This window comes from Rhodanobacter panaciterrae (assembly GCF_014651895.1).
GTDB lineage: Bacteria > Pseudomonadota > Gammaproteobacteria > Xanthomonadales > Rhodanobacteraceae > Rhodanobacter > Rhodanobacter panaciterrae.
In genome coordinates, this window is sequence record NZ_BMXT01000001.1 from 1348393 (window position 1) to 1368036 (window position 19644).

16 protein-coding genes, 1 tRNA gene and 1 riboswitch are annotated in these 19644 nt (G+C 63.4%); of the genes, 8 read left to right on the forward strand and 9 right to left on the reverse strand.

Translation table 11 applies throughout. The features are described from left to right. Positions 1–74: 74 nt before the first annotated feature. Positions 75–1445 (reverse strand): porin family protein, encoded by a 1371-nt coding sequence (locus tag IE071_RS06295; RefSeq protein WP_189440235.1) that lies wholly within the window; start codon positions 1443–1445, stop codon positions 75–77. Positions 1446–1630: 185 nt separating this feature from the next. Between IE071_RS06295 and rnt the strand changes: the two genes are divergently transcribed. From rnt to phoU, 6 genes are all read left to right on the forward strand, one after another. After that, positions 1631–2290: a ribonuclease T gene (gene rnt / locus IE071_RS06300; RefSeq protein ID WP_189440236.1), complete on the forward strand. Its 660-nt coding sequence runs from the start codon at positions 1631–1633 to the stop codon at positions 2288–2290. Positions 2291–2460: 170 nt separating this feature from the next. Continuing rightward, positions 2461–3492 carry a phosphate ABC transporter substrate-binding protein PstS gene (gene pstS, locus IE071_RS06305; RefSeq protein WP_189440931.1) on the forward strand — a complete coding sequence of 344 codons (1032 nt, stop codon included), beginning with the start codon at positions 2461–2463 and terminating at the stop codon, positions 3490–3492. Positions 3493–3566: 74 nt separating this feature from the next. Further along, positions 3567–4583: a phosphate ABC transporter permease subunit PstC gene (gene pstC / locus IE071_RS06310; protein ID WP_189440237.1), complete on the forward strand. Its 1017-nt coding sequence runs from the start codon at positions 3567–3569 to the stop codon at positions 4581–4583. Next, positions 4583–5449, forward strand: a complete 867-nt coding sequence (gene pstA / locus IE071_RS06315) for a phosphate ABC transporter permease PstA (RefSeq protein ID WP_189440238.1) — start codon at positions 4583–4585, stop codon at positions 5447–5449. The genes pstC and pstA overlap by 1 nt, the downstream gene beginning before the upstream one ends. Further along, positions 5442–6251, forward strand: coding sequence for a phosphate ABC transporter ATP-binding protein PstB (gene pstB, locus IE071_RS06320; protein ID WP_189440239.1), 810 nt, complete (start codon positions 5442–5444; stop codon positions 6249–6251). The genes pstA and pstB overlap by 8 nt, the downstream gene beginning before the upstream one ends. Positions 6252–6268: 17 nt before the next feature. Beyond that, complete coding sequence (gene phoU / locus IE071_RS06325; protein ID WP_189440240.1) at positions 6269–7000, forward strand: phosphate signaling complex protein PhoU; 732 nt, start codon at positions 6269–6271, stop codon at positions 6998–7000. 42 nt (positions 7001–7042) lie between these two features. On the opposite strand, the gene sugE is transcribed toward phoU, so the two are convergent. From sugE to rnr, 4 genes are all read right to left on the reverse strand, one after another. Continuing rightward, positions 7043–7360, reverse strand: coding sequence for a quaternary ammonium compound efflux SMR transporter SugE (gene sugE / locus IE071_RS06330; RefSeq protein ID WP_189440241.1), 318 nt, complete (start codon positions 7358–7360; stop codon positions 7043–7045). Between the two features lie 84 nt (positions 7361–7444). Further along, positions 7445–7714, reverse strand: a complete 270-nt coding sequence (locus IE071_RS06335; RefSeq protein WP_189440242.1) for a CBU_0592 family membrane protein — start codon at positions 7712–7714, stop codon at positions 7445–7447. Continuing rightward, a complete protein-coding gene (rlmB, locus tag IE071_RS06340) occupies positions 7711–8457 on the reverse strand; it encodes a 23S rRNA (guanosine(2251)-2'-O)-methyltransferase RlmB (protein ID WP_189440243.1) in 747 nt (248 codons plus the stop codon). Before rlmB ends, IE071_RS06335 begins: the two co-directional genes overlap by 4 nt. Beyond that, a complete protein-coding gene (gene rnr / locus IE071_RS06345) occupies positions 8454–11162 on the reverse strand; it encodes a ribonuclease R (protein WP_229792777.1) in 2709 nt (902 codons plus the stop codon). Before rnr ends, rlmB begins: the two co-directional genes overlap by 4 nt. Positions 11163–11309: 147 nt before the next feature. On the opposite strand from rnr, the gene IE071_RS06350 reads away from it, so the two are divergent. Then, a tRNA-Leu gene (locus IE071_RS06350) sits at positions 11310–11396 on the forward strand. Positions 11397–11483: 87 nt separating this feature from the next. Here the strand turns inward: IE071_RS06350 and IE071_RS06355 are convergent. Continuing rightward, positions 11484–11891: a VOC family protein gene (locus tag IE071_RS06355; protein WP_189440933.1), complete on the reverse strand. Its 408-nt coding sequence runs from the start codon at positions 11889–11891 to the stop codon at positions 11484–11486. A 189-nt stretch (positions 11892–12080) separates the two neighbouring features. Continuing rightward, positions 12081–12178: riboswitch (glycine riboswitch) on the forward strand. Between the two features lie 51 nt (positions 12179–12229). Between IE071_RS06355 and gcvP the strand changes: the two genes are divergently transcribed. Beyond that, entirely contained in the window at positions 12230–15100 is a 2871-nt protein-coding gene (gene gcvP, locus IE071_RS06360) for an aminomethyl-transferring glycine dehydrogenase (protein WP_189440244.1), read from the forward strand. Positions 15101–15153: 53 nt separating this feature from the next. Here gcvP and IE071_RS06365 read toward each other — a convergent pair whose 3' ends face one another. The 3 genes from IE071_RS06365 to IE071_RS06375 all read right to left on the reverse strand — a co-directional run bounded on the left by IE071_RS06365 (position 15154) and on the right by IE071_RS06375 (position 19585). Beyond that, on the reverse strand, positions 15154–16092 hold the full coding sequence (locus IE071_RS06365) for a GGDEF domain-containing protein (protein ID WP_189440245.1): 939 nt from the start codon (positions 16090–16092) through the stop codon (positions 15154–15156). A 135-nt stretch (positions 16093–16227) separates the two neighbouring features. Beyond that, a complete protein-coding gene (locus tag IE071_RS06370; protein WP_189440246.1) occupies positions 16228–18882 on the reverse strand; it encodes a M1 family metallopeptidase in 2655 nt (884 codons plus the stop codon). Positions 18883–19312: 430 nt separating this feature from the next. Then, the gene (locus IE071_RS06375) at positions 19313–19585 is read right to left on the reverse strand and encodes a hypothetical protein (RefSeq protein WP_189440247.1); all 273 of its coding nucleotides are present in this window, start codon (positions 19583–19585) and stop codon (positions 19313–19315) included. Positions 19586–19644 lie beyond the last annotated feature (59 nt).

Here is a 19644-nt window from a genome sequence, read left to right on the forward strand (position 1 = left end):
AACAAAGCAAACGGCGGGCATAAGCCCGCCGTTTTTCCATCCTTGGATCGAACTCCCTTCGATAACCGGTCGGCTTAGTAGCTCAGGATGCCCCAGAAGCCGATTTCGTTGGTCTTGTAGGTGAACGGGCTGCCCACCGGACCTTCGAGCTTGTCGTATTTCCAGGCCAGCGCCAGACGCAGGTTCTTCAGCACGTCGTAAGAGACGCCCGCGTTGTAGTAGGTGTCCTTGAGCTGCTTGTAGACGCCGTTCACGCCGGAGTACTTGTAGTTGACGCTGTCGTAGCGGGCGAACAAACCCCACTGCGGCATGAAGGTCCAGTCACCAAAGACCGAGTAGCCGTCAGCCTTGTCCTTGATCGCCGTCGGTGCCGGCACGGCGCCCTGATACTTCAGGACGTCATCCCAGTTATGCGCGGTGAAATACTCGCCACCGAAGCCAAAGCTATCGTTGCGGAAAGCGATCAATGCATCACCACGCGTGGCATCGCGCGTCGGCTGACCGTTCTGCACGTCCTTGGCGCGCTTGCCGTCGTAACCACCGAGCGCGATGACCATTTCCTGGATCGGCTGGTAACCGATGCGGGCTTCGACGTCCATGCCATTGGAGCGCGTCGGGTTCTTGTAACCGCCGCCGTTGACCAAGGAAACCTGGTAGTTGATCGCGTTGTCGCCGGTGGTGGCGCCCATCGCATGGACACCCCAATCCGACGAGTTGCCGAACGAGCCGATGCCGGTGGGAGCAGCGCCGACCGTGCCGCGACCGCCATCAATCGAGCGATCGGTGATCGTGTTCTCGAGGAAGCGATAGCCGTACCACTTCTCGACATACGGGATCCACGGCATGTCGGCCGCACCGAAGCGCACAGCGAAGAGATCGTCGAACTTGCCCTGCAGGTAAGCCTTCTTGACGAACAACTGGGTCTCGGAATCGGCAGACACGTAGTTGAAGTCGGTGGTCAGGTTGGCCGACCAGATGTCGTTGAACTTGTGGTCGACGGAGAGGTAGAAGCGCTTCACGTCATAGCCGACGCCATTGACCGAGCCATGACCGTCTTTCTTGACGGAGGAGCCGGTACCGGTCTGCTCTTTGTGGCTGACATCGGTCATGTCGAAGAACATGGTGCCGCTGACCTTGGTGTTGCTGACCAGCTTGTCGATGCTGCTGACCTTGGTATCGCTGACAGCCTGTGCCTTCTGCACCGTTTCCACGGCCTGGCCGGTGGACACATTGATGTCGGACTGCGCGTCGGTGCGCTGTTCCAGCGAATCCACCTTGGCCTGCAATGCAGCCAGCTGCGCTTTCAGCAGCTCGATTTCAGCGTTGCTGGTGGCCTGGGTGGTGGTTGTCGTCTTCTGCTTCTGCTTTGCCGGCGCCGCGGCGACCGTGAAACTGGTAACGCCCAGGCTGGCAGCAATCGCCACCGCAATCAGTTTGGAACGCATGTCATTCTCCGCAAGTTGGTGGGAAACATCTCAACCGCCCCCTCGATCCGATGGCCGGCTAGCGATTAGTTAACAAGTGTGCCGACGCATTTTTACGGTTGGATGCACGTTTGATGACACATTCAAGACAGCCTGTCGGCGCGGGCGCGCCTCATGTCACGCGGGGCGGCTGATATGCTTCACCGATGGAAATACTGAGCAACAGCACCGCATCGCGCATGGCCGAGCGGTTTCGCGGCTTCCTGCCGGTGGTGGTCGACGTGGAAACCGGCGGCTTCGATGCCGAACATGACGCCCTCCTGGAAATCGCCGCGGTACCGCTGACGATCGGTGCGGATGGCTTTCTGTGCCTGCAGCCGACGGTGTCGACACATGTGGAGCCGTTCCCCGGCGCGAACCTCGATCCGCGTTCGCTGGAGATCACCGGCATCGACCCGACCAACCCGCTGCGCGGCGCGCTGGCCGAACGGCTGGCTCTGGATCACATCTTTCATGTGGTGCGCGAGGCCGTGCGCGAGGCTGGCTGCCAGCGGGCGATCCTGGTCGGCCACAACGCGGCGTTCGATCTGGGCTTTCTCAACCAGGCGGTGCGCCGCTGCGGACACAAGCGCAATCCGTTTCATCCCTTCAGCTGCTTCGATACAGTCAGCCTGGGCGGCCTCGCCTATGGCCAGACCGTCCTGAGCAAGGCCGTACTGGCGGCGGGCCTGTCGTTCAACAGTCGCGAGGCCCATTCAGCGGTGTACGACGCCGAACGCACCGCCGAGCTGTTCTGCAAGATAGTCAATCGCTGGCGCCAGTTCGAACTGCTCGAACAGGCGCAGCTAGGGCTGGATGCCGCCTGAAACCGCCGTCGTACGCGGTTTTCGGGTCAATGACGGTGTGGTTTCAGCAGCAACTTGTGACAGTCTGTCGCTCACTGTCATCTGGTTGAAACATTCATTACATCCAATGGCAACACCAAGGGCCTGAAATGGCGGGGTCTCATCCGACATCCCTTCAAGGAGCTACCGTGTTGACCTCACGCAAATCCCCCATTCGATTCGCCGCTGTCGCCGCGATCGCCGTGGCTTCGACCTTCGGCATGGCCGCGCAGGCCACCGATATCACTGGCGCCGGCTCCAGCTTCGTCTACCCGGTCATGTCCAAATGGTCGGCCGCGTATGCCGAGAAGACCGGCAACCATCTCAACTATCAGTCGGTCGGCTCCGGCGCCGGCATCGCGCAGATCAAGGAAGGCACCATCGACTTCGGCGCTTCCGATGCACCGATGAAGGCGGAAGACCTGCAGAAGTTCGGTCTGGGCCAGTTCCCGATCGTGGTCGGCGGCATCGTGCCGGTGGTCAACATCGACGGTGTGCAGGCCGATCAGGTCAAGCTGGACGGCGTTACCCTCGCCGACATCTTCCTGGGCAAGATCACCAACTGGAACGACCCGAAGATCGCTGCGCTGAACGCCGGCCTGACCCTGCCGGCCGGCAAGATCACCGTGGTGCATCGTTCGGACGGTTCGGGTACCTCGTTCAACTTCACCAACTACCTGTCCAAGGTCAATCCGGAGTGGGCCAGCAAGGTCAAGTTCGGTACCGCGGTGGAATGGCCGACCGGCGTGGGCGGCAAGGGCAATGAAGGCGTCTCGCAGTACGTTCGCCAGATCAAGGGTTCGATCGGTTACGTCGAATACGCCTATGCGGTGAAGAACAAGCTCGCCTGGGTCGATCTGAAGAATGCCAGCGGCAACTACATGAAGCCCAGCGCCGCTGCCTTCGCTGCCGCTGCGGCCACGGCCGATTGGGCCAGTGCCAAGGACTTCAACCTGATCATGACCAATGCACCGGGCGCGCAGGCGTGGCCGATCACCGCCACCACCTGGATGATCATGTACAAGTCGCCGAAGAACGCCGGCAACAGCAAGGTCGCCTTCGATTTCTTCAAGTACTCGCTGGAGAACGGCCAGCAGGCTGCCAGCGAACTCGACTACGTACCGCTGCCGGCCGCACTGGTCAGCAAGATCGAGGCGTACTGGGCTTCCGAATACAAGCATTGATGACATGACTTCCGCTCCCTCGCCGGTCCAGCCGACGAGGGAGCGGAAGTTTTATTCCGCATACATGGATTGCCATGCCAGCCAACCAAGCAGCCTTGCCCACCGACATTCTGGAGCAACGCAGCCATCGTGACGCCCGCCACGAGCGGCTGTTTCGCTGGTTGTTGAAAGGCTGTGCGCTGATCGTGCTGGCGGCCCTGCTCGGCGCCGCAGGCGCCACCTTGTGGGGTGGTCGCGAAGCGTTCAGCACGTTTGGCTGGCACTTCCTGGTCAGCTCCGCATGGGATCCGGGCAACGATGTCTACGGCGCGCTGGTGCCGGTGTACGGCACGATCGCCACCTCGTTCATCGCGCTGCTGATCGCCGTGCCGGTCAGTTTCGGCATCGCCGTCTATCTCTCCGAAGTGGCACCCACCTGGCTGCGTACACCGGTCGCCTCGGCGATCGAACTGCTCGCCGGTATCCCCTCGATCATCTACGGCATGTGGGGCCTGTTCGTCTTCGCCCCGTTCTTCGCCAACCATATCAAGCCGTGGCTGACCAACAACCTCGGCAACAAACCCGATGACGGCAAGCTGTCATGGGTCGCCGAACACGTGCCGTTCGTCGGCAAGCTGTTCGGCAGCGACTATCCGTTCGGTGCCAGCATCCTGGTTGCCGGCATCGTGCTGGCAATCATGATCATCCCGTTCATCTCCTCGGTGATGCGCGAGGTGTTCCAGACCGTGCCGACCCGCTTGAAGGAGTCAGCCTATGCGCTCGGCTCCAGCACCTGGGAAGTGTCGTGGGACATCGTGCTGCCCTACACCCGCTCCGCGGTGATCGGCGGCATCTTCCTCGGCCTCGGGCGCGCACTGGGCGAGACGATGGCGGTGACCTTCGTGCTCGGCAATGCGATGCAGCTGTCGGCCTCGCTGCTCGATCCGGGCACCTCGATCGCCTCGACCATCGCCAACCAGTTCAGTGAAGCCTCCGGCCTGCAGAAGTCCTCGCTGATGGCGCTGGCGTTCCTGCTGTTCGTGGTCACCTTCATCGTGTTGCTGATCGCGCGGCTGATGCTGCGCCAGCTCGCCCGCAAGGAGGGTCGCTGATGAGCTCGCCCTATCTGCGCCGCCGCATCACCAACGCGCTGGCGATGGTGCTGAGCACGCTGGCCACCCTGGTCGGTCTGGCCTTCCTCGCCTGGATCCTGTGGGAAACCCTGCGCCAGGGCATCAGCGCGCTCGACCTCAAGCTGTTCACCAAGATCACCGCCTATGGCGAGGACGGCGGCCTGGCCAACGCGATGGTCGGCAGCCTGATCATCAACTTCATCGGCATCGCGATCGCCACGCCGATCGGCGTACTCGCCGGCACCTGGCTGGCCGAATACGCCGATCGCACCAAGCTGGGCGAATCGATCCGTTTCCTCAACGACATCCTGCTGTCGGCACCGTCGATCGTGATGGGCCTGTTCGTCTACACCATCATCGTGCTGCCGACGACCGTGCTGACCCACGGCTCGACCACGTTCTCCGGCTTCGCCGGTGGTGTGGCGCTGGCGCTGATCGCCCTGCCCGTCATCGTGCGTACCACCGACGAGATGCTGCGACTGGTGCCGTCCACGCTGCGCGAAGCGGCGCTGTCGCTCGGCGTGCCGCAGTGGAAGCTGACCTTGCAGATCCTGATCCGCGCGGCGCGTTCAGGCATCATCACCGGCGTGCTGCTGGCGCTGGCACGCATCAGCGGCGAGACCGCGCCGCTGCTGTTCACCGCGTTCGGCAACAACTACATGGCGATCAATCCGATCGAGAAGATGTCCAGCCTGCCGCAGATCATCTACCAGTACGCCAACGATCCGGGCGATTCGATGCACGCGCTGGCCTGGGCCGGTGCGTTCGTTGTCACCATGTTCGTGCTGCTGCTCAGCCTCGGTTCCCGCCTGATCCTTTCCCGCACCAAGGTGTCCCATGACTGATTCCGCCCTCGCCACGAATCCGGCGTCCGCGGTGGCCACCTCGGCTGTCGCACCCAAACTCACCGTGCGCGACCTGCACTTCTACTACAACGGTTTCCATGCGCTGAAAGGCATCAACATGGATATCCCGGAGAAGAAGGTCACCGCGATCATCGGCCCGTCCGGTTGCGGCAAGTCGACCCTGTTGCGCATCTTCAACCGCATCTATGCGATCTATCCGAAGCTGGAGGCCAAAGGCGAGGTCGTGCTGGATGGCGACAACATCCTCGACCCCAGCTATTCGATGAACCGCCTGCGCAGCAAGGTCGGCATGGTGTTCCAGAAGCCGGTGCCGTTCCCGATGACGATCTTCGAGAACGTCGCCTATGGCATCCGCCATCACGAGAAACTGTCGAAGTCGGACATGGAAGCCCGCGTCGAGCAGGCGCTGCGCAGCGCCGCGTTGTGGGACGAGGTGAAGGACAAGCTCAAGCAGAACGCGCTCGGCCTTTCCGGCGGTCAGCAACAACGCCTGTGCATCGCCCGCGCGATCGCGCTGAAACCCGAAGTCTTGCTGCTGGACGAGCCTACCTCGGCGCTCGACCCGATCGCCACCGGCCGCATCGAGCAGCTCGTGGAAGAGCTGAAAAGCGAATTCACCATCGTCATCGTCACCCACAACATGCAGCAGGCGGCGCGCTGTTCCGACCTCACGGCGTTCATGTACATGGGCGAACTGATCGAGTTCGACCAGACCGAGAAGATTTTCACCAAGCCGGGCAAGAAGCAGACCGAGGATTACATCACCGGTCGATTTGGCTGATCACACAGGACAACACCATGAGCACCGGCACCGACCACATCATCAAGAGTTACGACAGCGAATTGACCCGGCTCACCGGCGAGATCGTGCGCATGGGCGAGCTGTCGGTGAGCCAGCTGGAAGCGGCGATCGACGTACTCGAACGCCGCGACGAGCGCGCTGCCCAACGCGTGGTTGGCAACGACGACGCGATCGACCAGCTGGAGCAGGAAATCGGTCACGACGTGGTGCGCCTGCTGGCGCTGCGTGCGCCGATGGCCGGCGACCTGCGCAACGTGTATGCCGCGCTGCGCATCGCCTCGGATATCGAGCGCATCGGCGACTACGCCGCCAACGTGGCGAAGCGTTCGATTCCGTTGTCGATGGTGGCTCCGGTGGCACCGGTCGGTGGATTGCGCCATCTGGCCGAGCTGGCCGCCGATGAAGTGCGCGACGTGCTGCTGGCCTATCGCGACCGCGATGCCGACGCGGCCTATCTGGTATGGAAAAACGACGTGGTGCTGGATGAGGCCTACACCGGCTACTTCCGCCAGCTGCTCACCTACATGATGGAAGACCCGCGCAACATCACGCCGTGCACGCATCTGCTGTTCATGGCCAAGAACATCGAGCGGATCGGCGATCACGCCACCAACATTGCCGAGAACGTGTGGTTCCAGGTCACCGGCGAGCAGTTGAACAAGCAGCGCAGCAAGGGCGATTTCACCTCCAGCCCGGAAATGACCAAGCTGGGCGACAAGCCTGAGTGAGCTTTTGCGGGAGCCCGTGGACGGATTCCCGCAGAAAGGCACTCACGTTGCGGTGAGCTTGAGCCCGACGATGCCAATCACGATCAGCGCGACGCACAGCAACCGCGGCAGCGTCGCGGGATCGCCGAACAGCACGATGCCAAGCGCCACCGCACCGACCGCACCAATGCCGGTCCAGATCGCGTAAGCCGTGCCGATCGGCAGCGTCTTCACCGCCATCGCCAGCAATACGATGCTGATCACCATTGCTGTCACTGTGCCGACGGTCGGCCACAACCGGGCAAAGCCTTCGGTGTATTTGAGGCCGATCGCCCAGATCACTTCGAACAGGCCGGCCAGCAGCAGATAGATCCACGCCATGTTGGCGCTCCTCTGTGTGTGGCAGGGCCGTCCCCGCGATGGAAAGTACGCGCGGGGTCGTCCCCGCACCAGCGCAAGCCGCCGTTATGGCAGCTCGAGGGTTTCGCGACGACGCTTGATGCCACGCACCATGCCGTAGCCGCCGATCAGCAGCCACGCCACCTGCATGATGAAAGACGCCAGATTGAAACTGCCGAAGCAGAGCGACAGCATCATCCCGATCGCGCCGAGAATATTCATCAGCTGATAGGTCAGGCTGCTGCCTTGCAGCTTGCGTTCCTGCAGCAGGAAAAATGCCAGCAGCACCAGCGCCACGCCGATATAGCCGGCCCAGTCGTACCAGAACAGGTTCATCGCTTCGCACTCCGCTGCCGCAAGGCCTCGAACAGCACCACGCCGGTGGCGACCGAGACGTTGAGGCTCTCCATCGTGCCCGGCATCGGGATCTTCGCCACGAAATCGCACAGCTCGCGGGTCAACCGACGAATGCCCTCGCCTTCGCCGCCCAGCACGATGGCCACGGGTCCCTTGAAGTCGACGCCATAAACCGAGGTGTCGGTGTCGCCGGCCAGGCCGGTGATCCACACGCCGGCATCCTTCAATTCGCGCAGCGTGCGCGCGAGGTTGGTCACCGCAATCAGCGGCACCCGATCGGCGCCGCCAGCCGAGGCGCGCCGCACGACAGGCGTCAGACCCACGGCGCGATCCTTCGGCACGATCACCGCGGTGACTTTCGCCGCCGCCGCACTGCGCAGGCAGGCGCCGAGATTATGTGGATCGGTGACGCCATCCAGCACCAGCACCAGTGTGTTGCTGCCGTCGCGCTCCATCAGCGCCGCCAGGTCGTTCTCATGCGCCATCGGCGGTGCTTCGTAAAGCGCCGCCACGCCCTGATGACGCGCCTCGCCGGCAAGCTTGTCGAGCTGCTCGCGTGGACGATGATTCACCGTGATCTTCAGCGCCTTCGCACGCTCGGCCAGTTCCAACACCCGCGCATTGCGCTGACCCTGCTCGACCACCAGCTCACGCACTCGCTCGGCGTCGTTGCTCAGCGCACCTTCGACGGGATTGATGCCGACGATCCAACTCTCACTCATGGCTTGCCTTTCGGTTTCGGTTTGCGTCCGCTGCGCTTCTTGCCGCCGCTTGCGGGTGTCGATGCTGGTGCCGCTTTCGCAGTTGGGCCTTGACCCTGCCGCTTGCCACGACTCGGCTGGCCCTGCGCCGACTTGGTTGGTGCTGGTGCCGACGAGCGACGCGGACGGTTGCCATCATCATGCGATGCGTAAGCACGCGAACGAGGCGGCGGATTATCACTCAATACGGGCACTTCTGGCGCCGCGGCATCGCGTCGACCGAAGGCACGACCGATCGCCTTGGCCGCCCGACCGAACATGCTTTGTGCCTTGACTGGAGCAGCAGCTTTCTTCGGCAACGAGTAACGCTCACCACTGGCCGCATAGTCGTAAGCCTTGCCGCTGCCTGTCGGCGGTGTCACCGGCGTGCGCGGCGACACCAGCCGGAAGTCGATCTTGCGATCCTCCAGGCTGGCGCGCAGCACCTGGATGCGCACGTGGTCACCGAGACGGAACTGCGCGCCGGTGCGCTCGCCCTTCAGCAGTTTGCGGGTTGCATCGAAGTGGTAGTAGTCGTTGACGAGCTGGCTGATATGCACCAGACCGGACACCTTCGATTCGTCCAGCTCCACGAACAGCCCGAACGAGGTAACACCAGTCACCACGCCCTCGAACTCGCTGCCAATGTGCTTTTCCATCCACGCACACTTGAAGCGCTCATCCACATCGCGCTCGGCCTCTTCGGCACGGCGTTCGCGCTGCGAACAATGGATCGCCATCGCCGACATCTCGGCCGGGCTATAGGTGTAGTCGGCCGGCTTGCCGTTGGTCAACGCGTAGCGGATCGCACGATGTACCAGCAGATCCGGGTAACGACGGATCGGCGAGGTGAAATGCGCATACGCCGGCAACGCCAAGCCGAAGTGGCCGCGGTTGTCCGGCTGGTAGGCCGCCATGCTCTGCGAGCGCAGCAGCACGTTCTGGATCAGCTCGCGCTCGGGGCGGTCATGCACCATGCGCAGGATTTCGGAGAAGTCGGCCGGCGTGACGTCTTCCACTGGCGGCATGCGCAACTTGAACTCGCGCAAGAACTGCTGCAGGTCTTCGTATTTTTCGGCCGGCGGTGGCTCATGCGCGCGGAACAGCGCGGGAATTTTCTTCTTCTCCAGGAACAGCGCCGCCTGCACGTTGGCGGCGATCATGCATTCCTCGATCAGCTTGTGCGCGTCGTTGCGCTCGGTGGCGCCCATCGACTCCACGCTGCCGGTCTGGTCGAGGCGGAATTTCACTTCCGGTGTCTCGAAGTCGATCGCGCCTCGGCGCTTGCGCTGCTGCGCCATCGCCTTGTACAGCGCGTGCAGGTTTTCCAGCTGCGGCAGCACGTCGGCGACTTCATGGCGCGCGTCAGCATCATTGAGACCAACTACCTGCCACACCTTGTCGTAGGTGAGCCGCGCATGCGACAGCATCACCGCGTCATAGAACTTCGACTTGGTCACGTTGCCTTCGGCATCGACCAGCATGTCGCAGACCATGCACATCCGCTCGACTTTCGGCATCAGCGAGCAGATGCCGTTGGACAGCGTTTCCGGCAGCATCGGCACCACGAAACCGGGGAAGTAGGTCGAGGTGCTGCGCTCGTAGGCTTCGCGATCCAGCGCGTTGCCGACCTGCACGTAATGCGACACGTCGGCGATCGCCACGATCAGCCGCCAGCCACCACCACGCTTCGGCTCGGCATACACCGCGTCATCGAAGTCACGTGCATCGACGCCATCGATCGTCACCAGCGGCAGCATGCGGATATCGGTACGACCTTCGCGCTCGGCCGCGGTCACCACTGATTCCACCTGCGCTGCATCGCGCAGCACTTCGGGCGGCCACTCGTGCGGCAGGTCGTGGCTGGCAATCGCCATCTCCACCACCAGCGACGGCTGCAGCCGTTCGCCCAGCACCGCGCGAATCTCGCCCATAGGACCACGATGCGGTGTCGGTGGGTCGGTGATCTCGACCACCACGATCTGACCAGAAGTGGCGCCCTGCTCCTGACCCGGCTTGATCATCACGTCCTGGTTCAGGCGACGATCGTCCGGCGCCACCAGGGTCACGCCGTTCTCGATCACCACCCGGCCGACCAACCGCGACGAACGCCGTTCCAGCACTTCGGCAATCGCGCCCTGCTTGCGGCCACGACGATCGATGCCGACCACACTGGCCAGCACCCGATCACCATGCATGACAGTGCGCATCTGCTGCGGCGACAGGTACAGATCGTCACCACCTTCGTCCGGGCGCAGGAAGCCGTAGCCTTCGGCATTGGCCAGCACCCGACCGGCAATCAGGTCGAGTTTCTGCGTCGGCGCATAACCGCCGCGACGGCCCAGCAGCAGCTGGCCGTCGCGCACCATCGCACCGAGCCGCTTGCGCAGCGCGTCGAGGTCGTCTTCTTCGTGAATTTCCAGCGCCTCGGCGATGCGTGCCTCGGTCAGCAGTTCGCCGCGCTGTTCAAGCAGGGCGAGGATCGCCTCGCGGCTGGGGATCGGGCGCGCATAACGCTGCGCCTCGCGATCGGCATGGGGGTCACGCACGGCGCCTGCGGCAGCCTTGTTGCGTCGTGGTCCGGTGGAAGCGCCGGCGCGCGATTTCTGGCCAGCGGATTTCGCCGGGCCTTTACCTGCAGATGAGCCCGGACCGTTGCCGGACTGCGAGGGAGTTTTTCTGGTCACTAAATATCCTTGTGGTGTGCGCGGCGCGGAGAATGACACGACGCGATGATTGGGTGTGAAAGAACGGAATATGAAAAAGAGTTGACAAGCTACCGACAGATGCCTAAATTACGCGGCTCACGCAGCTCGCAGAGCGGTGTGACACCTGCCCAGGTGGCGGAATTGGTAGACGCACTAGCTTCAGGTGCTAGCGGGGGCAACTCCGTGGAGGTTCGAGTCCTCTCCTGGGCACCAATTGTAAACGAAGGCCGCCTCTCAAGGCGGCTTTCGTCTTTTCTGGGTTCAGGTAACGCGGACTGCAAGATCGCGTCGACCAACGCATCAGGTAGCTGGCGGTCCCTTCAGCTCGATCATGTTGCCCTGCGGGTCATACACGTAGATCGACGGCCCCTCGCCCTGCGCGCCATAGCGCGAACCCAGCTCGCCGATGCGCACGTCATGTGCCTTCAAATGCGCGAGGATCGCTGCCTCGTCGTAATCCTCCACGCGCAAGCACAGGTGATCCATGTTGTGGCCCTCGCTGCCCGGTGCAGCGCCGCCGTGACGACCAAGCTTGCTGTCGACCGGCACCAGATCGATCAGCGAACTGCCCGCGCGCAGCTGCACTAGCCCGATCTCGTTCTGCCGGCGTTCCTCACGACAACCCAGCACGTCGCAATAGAAACGCTGCATGGCGTCGATGTTTATGACACGCAACACCACGTGGTCGATTTCAGCGATGCGGATCATCATGACGTGCTCAGTGCTCCGGGTGGGTTACCAAGCATAAACCGTACGGATTCGGGTGATCGTCACTGGTCGGCGGCGCCTGTATAATCAGCGCGGTAACGCTTGGTGGGAGAAGCGGATGGCTCTGCAAAGGGCACTCCGCTGCCGAAGACGCAACGCCCGTAATCGCTCAGGCCCCACACCATCACGCGTAAACACTCTGGAGAGAGCGGTTGAATCCGCCGCCGAAGGGGCACGAAGCGCAGCCGCGTTTCCAAACTCTCAGGCAAAAGGACAGAGGGGCGCCCCACGTGCGGCACGCACGTCCGGCCTTTATCGGCCATTTCCGGACGCCCGTCATGAGCCAGACCAACACGCCTTCCCTGCGCGACCTCGAACACCACCACGCCTTCATCGAGCGCCACATCGGACCCAACGATGCCGAGATCGCGCAGATGTTGCGCGTCATCGGCCACGATTCGCTGGAAGCGATGACCGACGCGATCGTGCCGGGCAAGATCAAGTCGCCGACACCGCTGGCATTGCCGAAGGCGATCACCGAAGTCGAGGCGCTGGCCAAGATCCGCACCATCGCGGACAAGAACGAGGTGTTCCGCAGCTTCATCGGCCAAGGCTATTACGGCACGCTGACGCCGAACGTCATCCTGCGCAACATCCTGGAGAACCCGGCCTGGTACACGGCGTACACGCCTTACCAGGCGGAGATTTCGCAGGGTCGCATGGAGGCGCTGATCAACTTCCAGACGCTGTGCGCCGACCTCACCGGGATGGAGATCGCCAACGCCTCGCTGCTGGACGAAGCCACCGCCGCGGCCGAGGCGATGACGCTGGCCAAGCGCTCGTGCAAGTCCAAGTCCAACGTGTTCTTCGTGTCGAACGGCGTGCATCCGCAGACGCTGGAAGTGGTCAAGACCCGTGCCGAAGCGCTGGGCCTCGAATTGCATATCGGCGATGACGCCGAAGGCAGCACGGTCGACAGCTTCGGCGTGCTGCTGCAGTACCCGAACACGTTCGGTACCATCAACGACTACAAAGCCGTCGCCGACGCCGCGCATACGCGCGGCGCGCTGGTTGCGGTCGCCACCGATCTGCTCGCGCTGACCCTCATCGCTGCGCCCGGCGAATGGGGTGCGGATATCGTGGTCGGCAATTCGCAGCGCTTCGGTGTGCCGTTCGGCAATGGCGGCCCACACGCCGCGTTCATGGCCTGCCGCGATGCGTACAAGCGCTCGATGCCGGGTCGCCTGATCGGCGTGTCGATCGATGCCGAAGGCAAGCCGGCCTACCGCCTCACTCTGCAGACGCGCGAGCAGCACATCCGCCGTGAGAAGGCCACCTCGAACATCTGCACCGCGCAGGTGCTACTGGCGGTGATGGCAAGCATGTACGCCGTGTATCACGGTCCGGAAGGCCTCACCCGCATCGCGCGTCGCACGCATCGCCTCAGCGCGATTCTCGCCTGCGCGCTGCGCCAGGCCGGCGTCAACGTGGGCACGGATTTCTTCGACACGCTGCACATCACCGACGTCGACGCCGACGCCGTGCATGCCCGCGCCGAAGAGCTGCGCATCAACCTGCGCCAGATCCACGGCACCAGCATCGGCATCAGCCTGGACGAGACCACCACCCGCGCCGAAGTGATCGCACTGGCCAGCCTGTTCGGTGCCGAGATCGACGATATCGACGAACTGGACGCCGCCACCGCTGACGCCCTGCCCGCCGGCCTGCGCCGCAAAAGCGGGTTCCTCACCCACCCGGTGTTCAACACGCACCACAGCGAGCACGAGCTGCTGCGCTACATGCGCGCACTGGCCGACAAGGATCTGGCGATGGATCGCACGATGATCCCGCTGGGTTCGTGCACGATGAAACTCAACGCCACCGCCGAGATGATTCCGGTGACCTGGCCGGAGTTCGGCAACATCCATCCGCTGGCGCCGACCACGCAGACGCGCGGCTACAAGGAACTGATCGACGGTCTGGAAGCGATGCTGGTCGAGTGCACCGGCTACGACGCGGTGAGCCTGCAGCCGAACTCCGGCGCGCAGGGTGAATACGCCGGCCTGCTGGCGATCCGCGCCTATCACCGCTCGCGCAACGAAGCCCATCGCGACATCTGCCTGATTCCCGAGTCCGCCCACGGCACCAACCCGGCCTCCGCGCAGATGTGCGGCATGACCGTGGTGGTCACGAAGTGCGACGCCAACGGCAACGTCGACGTGGAAGACATTCGCCGCGCCGCCGAGAAGTACAGCGACCGCCTCGCCGCGCTGATGATCACCTACCCGTCCACGCATGGCGTGTTCGAGGAAGACATCGTCGCGATCTGCGAGATCGTGCATGCGCACGGCGGTCAGGTATACACCGACGGCGCCAACATGAACGCACTGGTTGGCGTGGCCAAGCCCGGCAAGTGGGGCTCGGACGTGTCGCATCTGAACCTGCACAAGACCTTCTGCATCCCGCACGGCGGCGGCGGCCCGGGCGTTGGCCCGTGTGCGGTGAAGTCGCATCTCGCCCCGTTCCTGCCGCGCACGCTCGGCGGCGAAGGCACCGTCGGCATGGTCAGCGCGGCCAGTTATGGTTCCGCCTCGATCCTGCCGATCTCGTGGATGTACATCACGATGATGGGCCAGCAGGGCCTGCGCAAGGCAACCCAGGTCGCCCTGCTCAACGCCAACTACATCGCCAAGCGGCTGGAAGCGCACTACCCGACCCTCTACACCGGCCGCAACGGCCTGGTCGCGCACGAGTGCATCCTCGACCTGCGTCCGCTCAAGGACGCCACCGGCATCGGTGCCGAGGACGTGGCCAAGCGTCTGATCGACTTCGGCTTCCACGCACCGACACTGAGCTTCCCGGTCGCCGGCACGCTGATGGTCGAGCCGACCGAAAGCGAATCGCAGCACGAGCTGGATCGCTTCATCGACGCGATGATCCAGATCCGCGACGAGATCCGCGCCGTCGAAGACGGCAAGCTCGACCGCGAAGACAACCCGCTGAAGAACGCGCCACATACCGCCACGATGGTCTCGGCCAGCGAGTGGACGCATGCCTACCCGCGCGAACTGGCTGCGTTCCCGCTGGCCAGCCTGAAGCTGCAGAAATACTGGTCGCCGGTCGCTCGCGTCGACAACGTCTACGGCGACAAGAACATCATGTGCGCGTGCATTCCGATCGACGCGTACAAGGAAGAAGTCGAGGCGTAAGCCGCGGCGTCACTCACCGAAAGAAAAGGCCCCGCATGCGGGGCCTTTTCTTTTCATCTCGCAACGATGCAATTCCGCCCCCGCTGCTTGGCCTCATACAGCCGCTTGTCCACCGTATCGATGAACGGCAGCAGCTCGTCGTCGTGGCCGGGAATCACGGTGCCCACGCCGAGGCTGATCGTCAGCACGGGACTGATCGAGGATCGTTCGTGCGGGATCTGCTCGCCCAGGATCAGCTCGCGGCAGCGCTCGGCCAGCATGCGCGCAGCGGCCTCGTCGGTTTCCGGCAGCACCAGCACGAATTCCTCGCCGCCGAAGCGGGCCAGCAGGTCGCGCGCTCGCGTCGCCGCTGAAGTCAGCATCCGGGCCACGCGCTTCAGACAGATGTCGCCTTCAAGGTGACCGTAGCAATCGTTGTACTGCTTGAAATAATCGATATCCAGCATGATCAGCGACAACGGCTGCCGGTTGCGTCGCGCATTGCTCCATTCAAGTTCCATCAGCGCGTCGAAACGGCGCCGATTGGCGACGCCGGTCAGGCCATCACGAAACGAAAGCTCCTCCAGCTCCTTCTGCAGGGTGATCAGCTGATGCTCGGTGCGCTTGCGCTCGCTGATGTCGAACATGAAGCCGATCAGCGAATTCACCGTGCCGTCCGCGTTGCGCACTACATGCACCACATCGCGAATCCACACGTAACGGCCGTCGTGGGTCAGCGCGCGGTAGTCGGCCTCGTGATCCACGCCTGCCTGCGATTGCGCCACGCAGAAATTCACCACCCACTCGCGATCCTCCGGATGCATGCGGCTGGCCCAGTCGCCCACGGTCACCCAGCTCGCCGGGGTCCAGCCTAGCAACGCCTCGATCTGCGGCCCGATGTAGGCGAACTGCATGGTGCCCCAGTCGATCTTCCACGGAATCGCCTTGGTCGACTCCAGCAAGGTCTTGTAGACCGCGCTGTCAGGTTCCAGCTTGTTTTGAATATCGACCATCGCTTTCGGGCTCGATTGGTGAAGTGCAGCGGGGCACGCCTGAGATCATATCGCTGTGCCCGGAAGCACAGCCGGCTGCTGAAAAAGGAAACCCCGCAGTTGCGGGGCTTCCTTGGGTCAAACCGCAGCCAGGGATCAGCCGCCGTTCTTCGCCAGCCAGGCGTCGATCGCCGGCAGCCGCTCGTTGCGCACCATCATGCGGTAGTTGATGTTGGCGATCACCGTGTCGGCAGCACGGCGCGAGCCGGCGGCGATATGCGCGTCGGCGAAGGCCTTGATCTTGCCAACCATCGCCGGATCGTTCGAGCTGCCACCCAGGCCCGGGTAGTAACGGCTGCTCGAGGTCGAATCGACCAGCTTGTCCACCTGGGCGCGGTGCGCCAGCGCGAAGTCGAACGCCATGTCCGGATGCTGGAACCCGACGATGCTGATCATGCCGGCACTGTTGGTGGCGCCCGGCTCATCGGTGAGCGCCATGTCCAGTGCGCGCTGGGCCAGCGCATCGTCTTCGGCGACGGCCAGCAACGCGTACAGCCGGTCCTTGATCAGCGGGGTCGTCTCGGCCTTCGCCATGGCATGCAGCTTGTCCCAGGTCGCTGCGTCGGCATGCCGTGCCACCACCGCAAGAATGGTCTTGCGCAAGACGGCAGGCATCGCTTTCGGATCGCTATCCTGTGCCGCGTAACGGCGCTGTGCCTCGTTGATCACCGCGGTATCGCCGAGATCAGCCAGCACACCGATCAGTTGCGTGCGCAGGATCGCGATCGGATCACTCTCGCCCGCCTTGGCTTCCCAGCCGATACGTGCGAACACCGGCTGCAACTGCTTCCGTGCAAACGCATCGAAGCGTGCCTGCCGCGCCTTGTCGCCGCGGTAGTACTGATGCAGGCCGGAGAAGCTGTCGGCGATGTCGCCCCAGATCTGCGGATCGGCGTCGGCCGGCGTAGCCTGGGCCAGGTCCAGATAACTCGACGCCGGCTCCAGCCCGGCCATGCCCAGCGCCCAGGTGTCACCCATCAGGCCCATCTGGTCGATCGGCGCCAGCTTGGCGAAGTCGCCCTTGATCGCCGCGAACTGTGCCGGCGAATACAACGTACGGTAATAGCCGCTCTGGCCGGCATTGACCAGCACCGGGCCGCAGCCGGGTACCGACAGCGTGGCCGAGCCGTCCACCACAGTGCGTGCCGGCTCGCCGCCGACGCTCTGTGCGATCACCGGCACATGCCACTTCAGCGGGGTCTTGTTCGGGCGGTCCTTGGTGAACTCGCCCTGGGTCAGCTTCAGCGTGGTCTTGCCACCGCTGCACGCGGACGCTTCCACGCGGATCAGCGGCACGCCCGGCTGCAGCGTGAAGTCATGCGCGATCTGGGTGATCGGCTTGCCTGCCGCAGCCTGCACTTCGCGCCACAAATCGTCGGAGGTGGTGTTGCTGTACGCGTGCGCCTTGATGTAGTTGCGCACACCGGCGCGCCAGGTATCCGGGCCGACGTAGGCCTCCAGCATGCGGATCACCGCCTCGCCCTTGGCGTAGGTGATCGCGTCGAACGCCTGGCTGGCCTGCTCCACCGTCTCCACGTGCTGCACCACCGGATGCGTGGTGGCCACCGCGTCGCGCGACATCGCGCCTTCACGCGTGCCCACCGCGTCGAGATCGGTATGCCACTCCGGGTGCAATTTCTCGGTGGTGCGCGCGGCCATCCACGAGGCAAAGCCTTCGTTGAGCCACAGGTCGTCCCACCAGCGCATCGTCACCAGATCGCCGAACCACTGGTGCGCCATCTCGTGCGCCGCGGTGTTGAACACATTCTGCTTGTCCGACTGGGTCGAGATCGAGGGATCGAGCAGCAGCGCGTATTCGAAGGTGTAGATCGCGCCCCAGTTCTCCATCGCCGAGAAGAACTGGCTGCTGCCCGGCGAGGCGATGTTGTCCAGCTTCGGCAGCGGGTACGGCACGCCGAAGTAGTCGTTGTATTCGTGCAGCACGTCACTGCCCGATTTCAGCGTGAAGCCGGCCTGCGACGACAGCCCTTTCTGCGTGATCACGCCGATCTCGGTGCCGTCGGACATGGTGGTGGCGCGATCGAACTCGCCCAGCCCGAAGAACAGCAGATAGGTCGACATCTTCGGCGACGGCTGGAACACCACGCGGGTCATGCCATTGCCCAGATCAGTCTTCGACGCAGCCGGCATGTTGCTCACCGCCATCTCGTCGCTCGGCACGGTCACTTCCAGATTGAAAGTGGCCTTGTACGCCGGCTCGTCCCACGACGGTATGAAGCGGCGCGCGTCGGAATTCTCGAACTGGGTATACAGCGCGCGCTTCTTGCCCGCCTTGGTGTCGTAGTCGATCGCGAACAAGCCGTTGGCCTGGGTGCCGATCTTGCCGGTGTAGCTCATCGCCAGCTTGTAGCTGCCGACCGGGATCGGCCCCGCGAAGGTGAACGTCGCCGTCTGCGCGGCGGCATCCACCGTCACCTTCGGCGGCGCGAGGGCGGTGACTCTCACCCGGTTCGGCGTCAGGATCACCCTCGAGAACGTCATGTCGATCGCGTTGAGCGTGATGCTGGTGGTCGGCTGCAACACGTCCACCGTCACCGTCACCGTGCCGTCGAAACTCAGCTTGTCCGCATGCGGCACCACCGCCACGTCGTAATGACTGGGCCGCACGCTGCGCGGCAGCTGGGTGGTGGCAAGCTCGGCATGGGACGCGACGGCGGGTGTCGCCGCCATGCCAGACATTGAAACGCCGGCAAGCGCCAGGGCAATCGCCGAAACCAGAATGCTACGCATGAGATCCCCTCAGGTTGTGGTGCGGCCGTCGGTTGGACACGCCGTCGTCGGATACGGAAAACACGCAAGACGGGTGGCGACCGCCAACCGGTCACACCTGCCCTGCCCGCCGAGATAGTGATCCCCACCCGAGCTTCCTGACACGGCCGGAAGTCATGGCAGGCGCCAAGCACCCCGAAAACCCCGCTCATGAAGTCCCCCCACTCCTATAGCACCTCACCCGACCTTTGGCGTCTCGATACCCTACCTACATCGTCATTCCGGCGAAGGCCGGAGGAGTTTTTCAACAGCGAAGCTGGTCATCGCACCCCCCAACAACCCAAACCGCGCCAACCACCGTCAGCGTCATGGATCGACCACGCACAAAAAGGCCCCGATGCCGGGGCCTCTTCATCGCGCTGGCAATGCCATCACCGGCATCGCATCTCCACTAAGCCTCAGCCTCTGGTTCGGGCTTCATCTTCTCCAGCACTTCTTCCAGATCGACGATCGCGTTTTCCAGCGCCTCATGCAGCTGCCCCTGCCGATCCATCAGGTCGGCAATCTTGTCGGCCAGTTTCAGCTTGGACAACTCACCGTCGAACAGCAGCCATTCCGCCGTCAGCGTTTCCACGTTGTTCTTCGAGTAGTGCCGCATCTCCTTGAGTTGCGTCACCGTATTGCCGATATGGTCGGCAGGTGTCTTGGCATGTTCGTCGGACATGGATGGTTCCTCCTGGCAAAGCGTGGCGATCATTCGATAGCCTTCGGCGATGCTGGCTA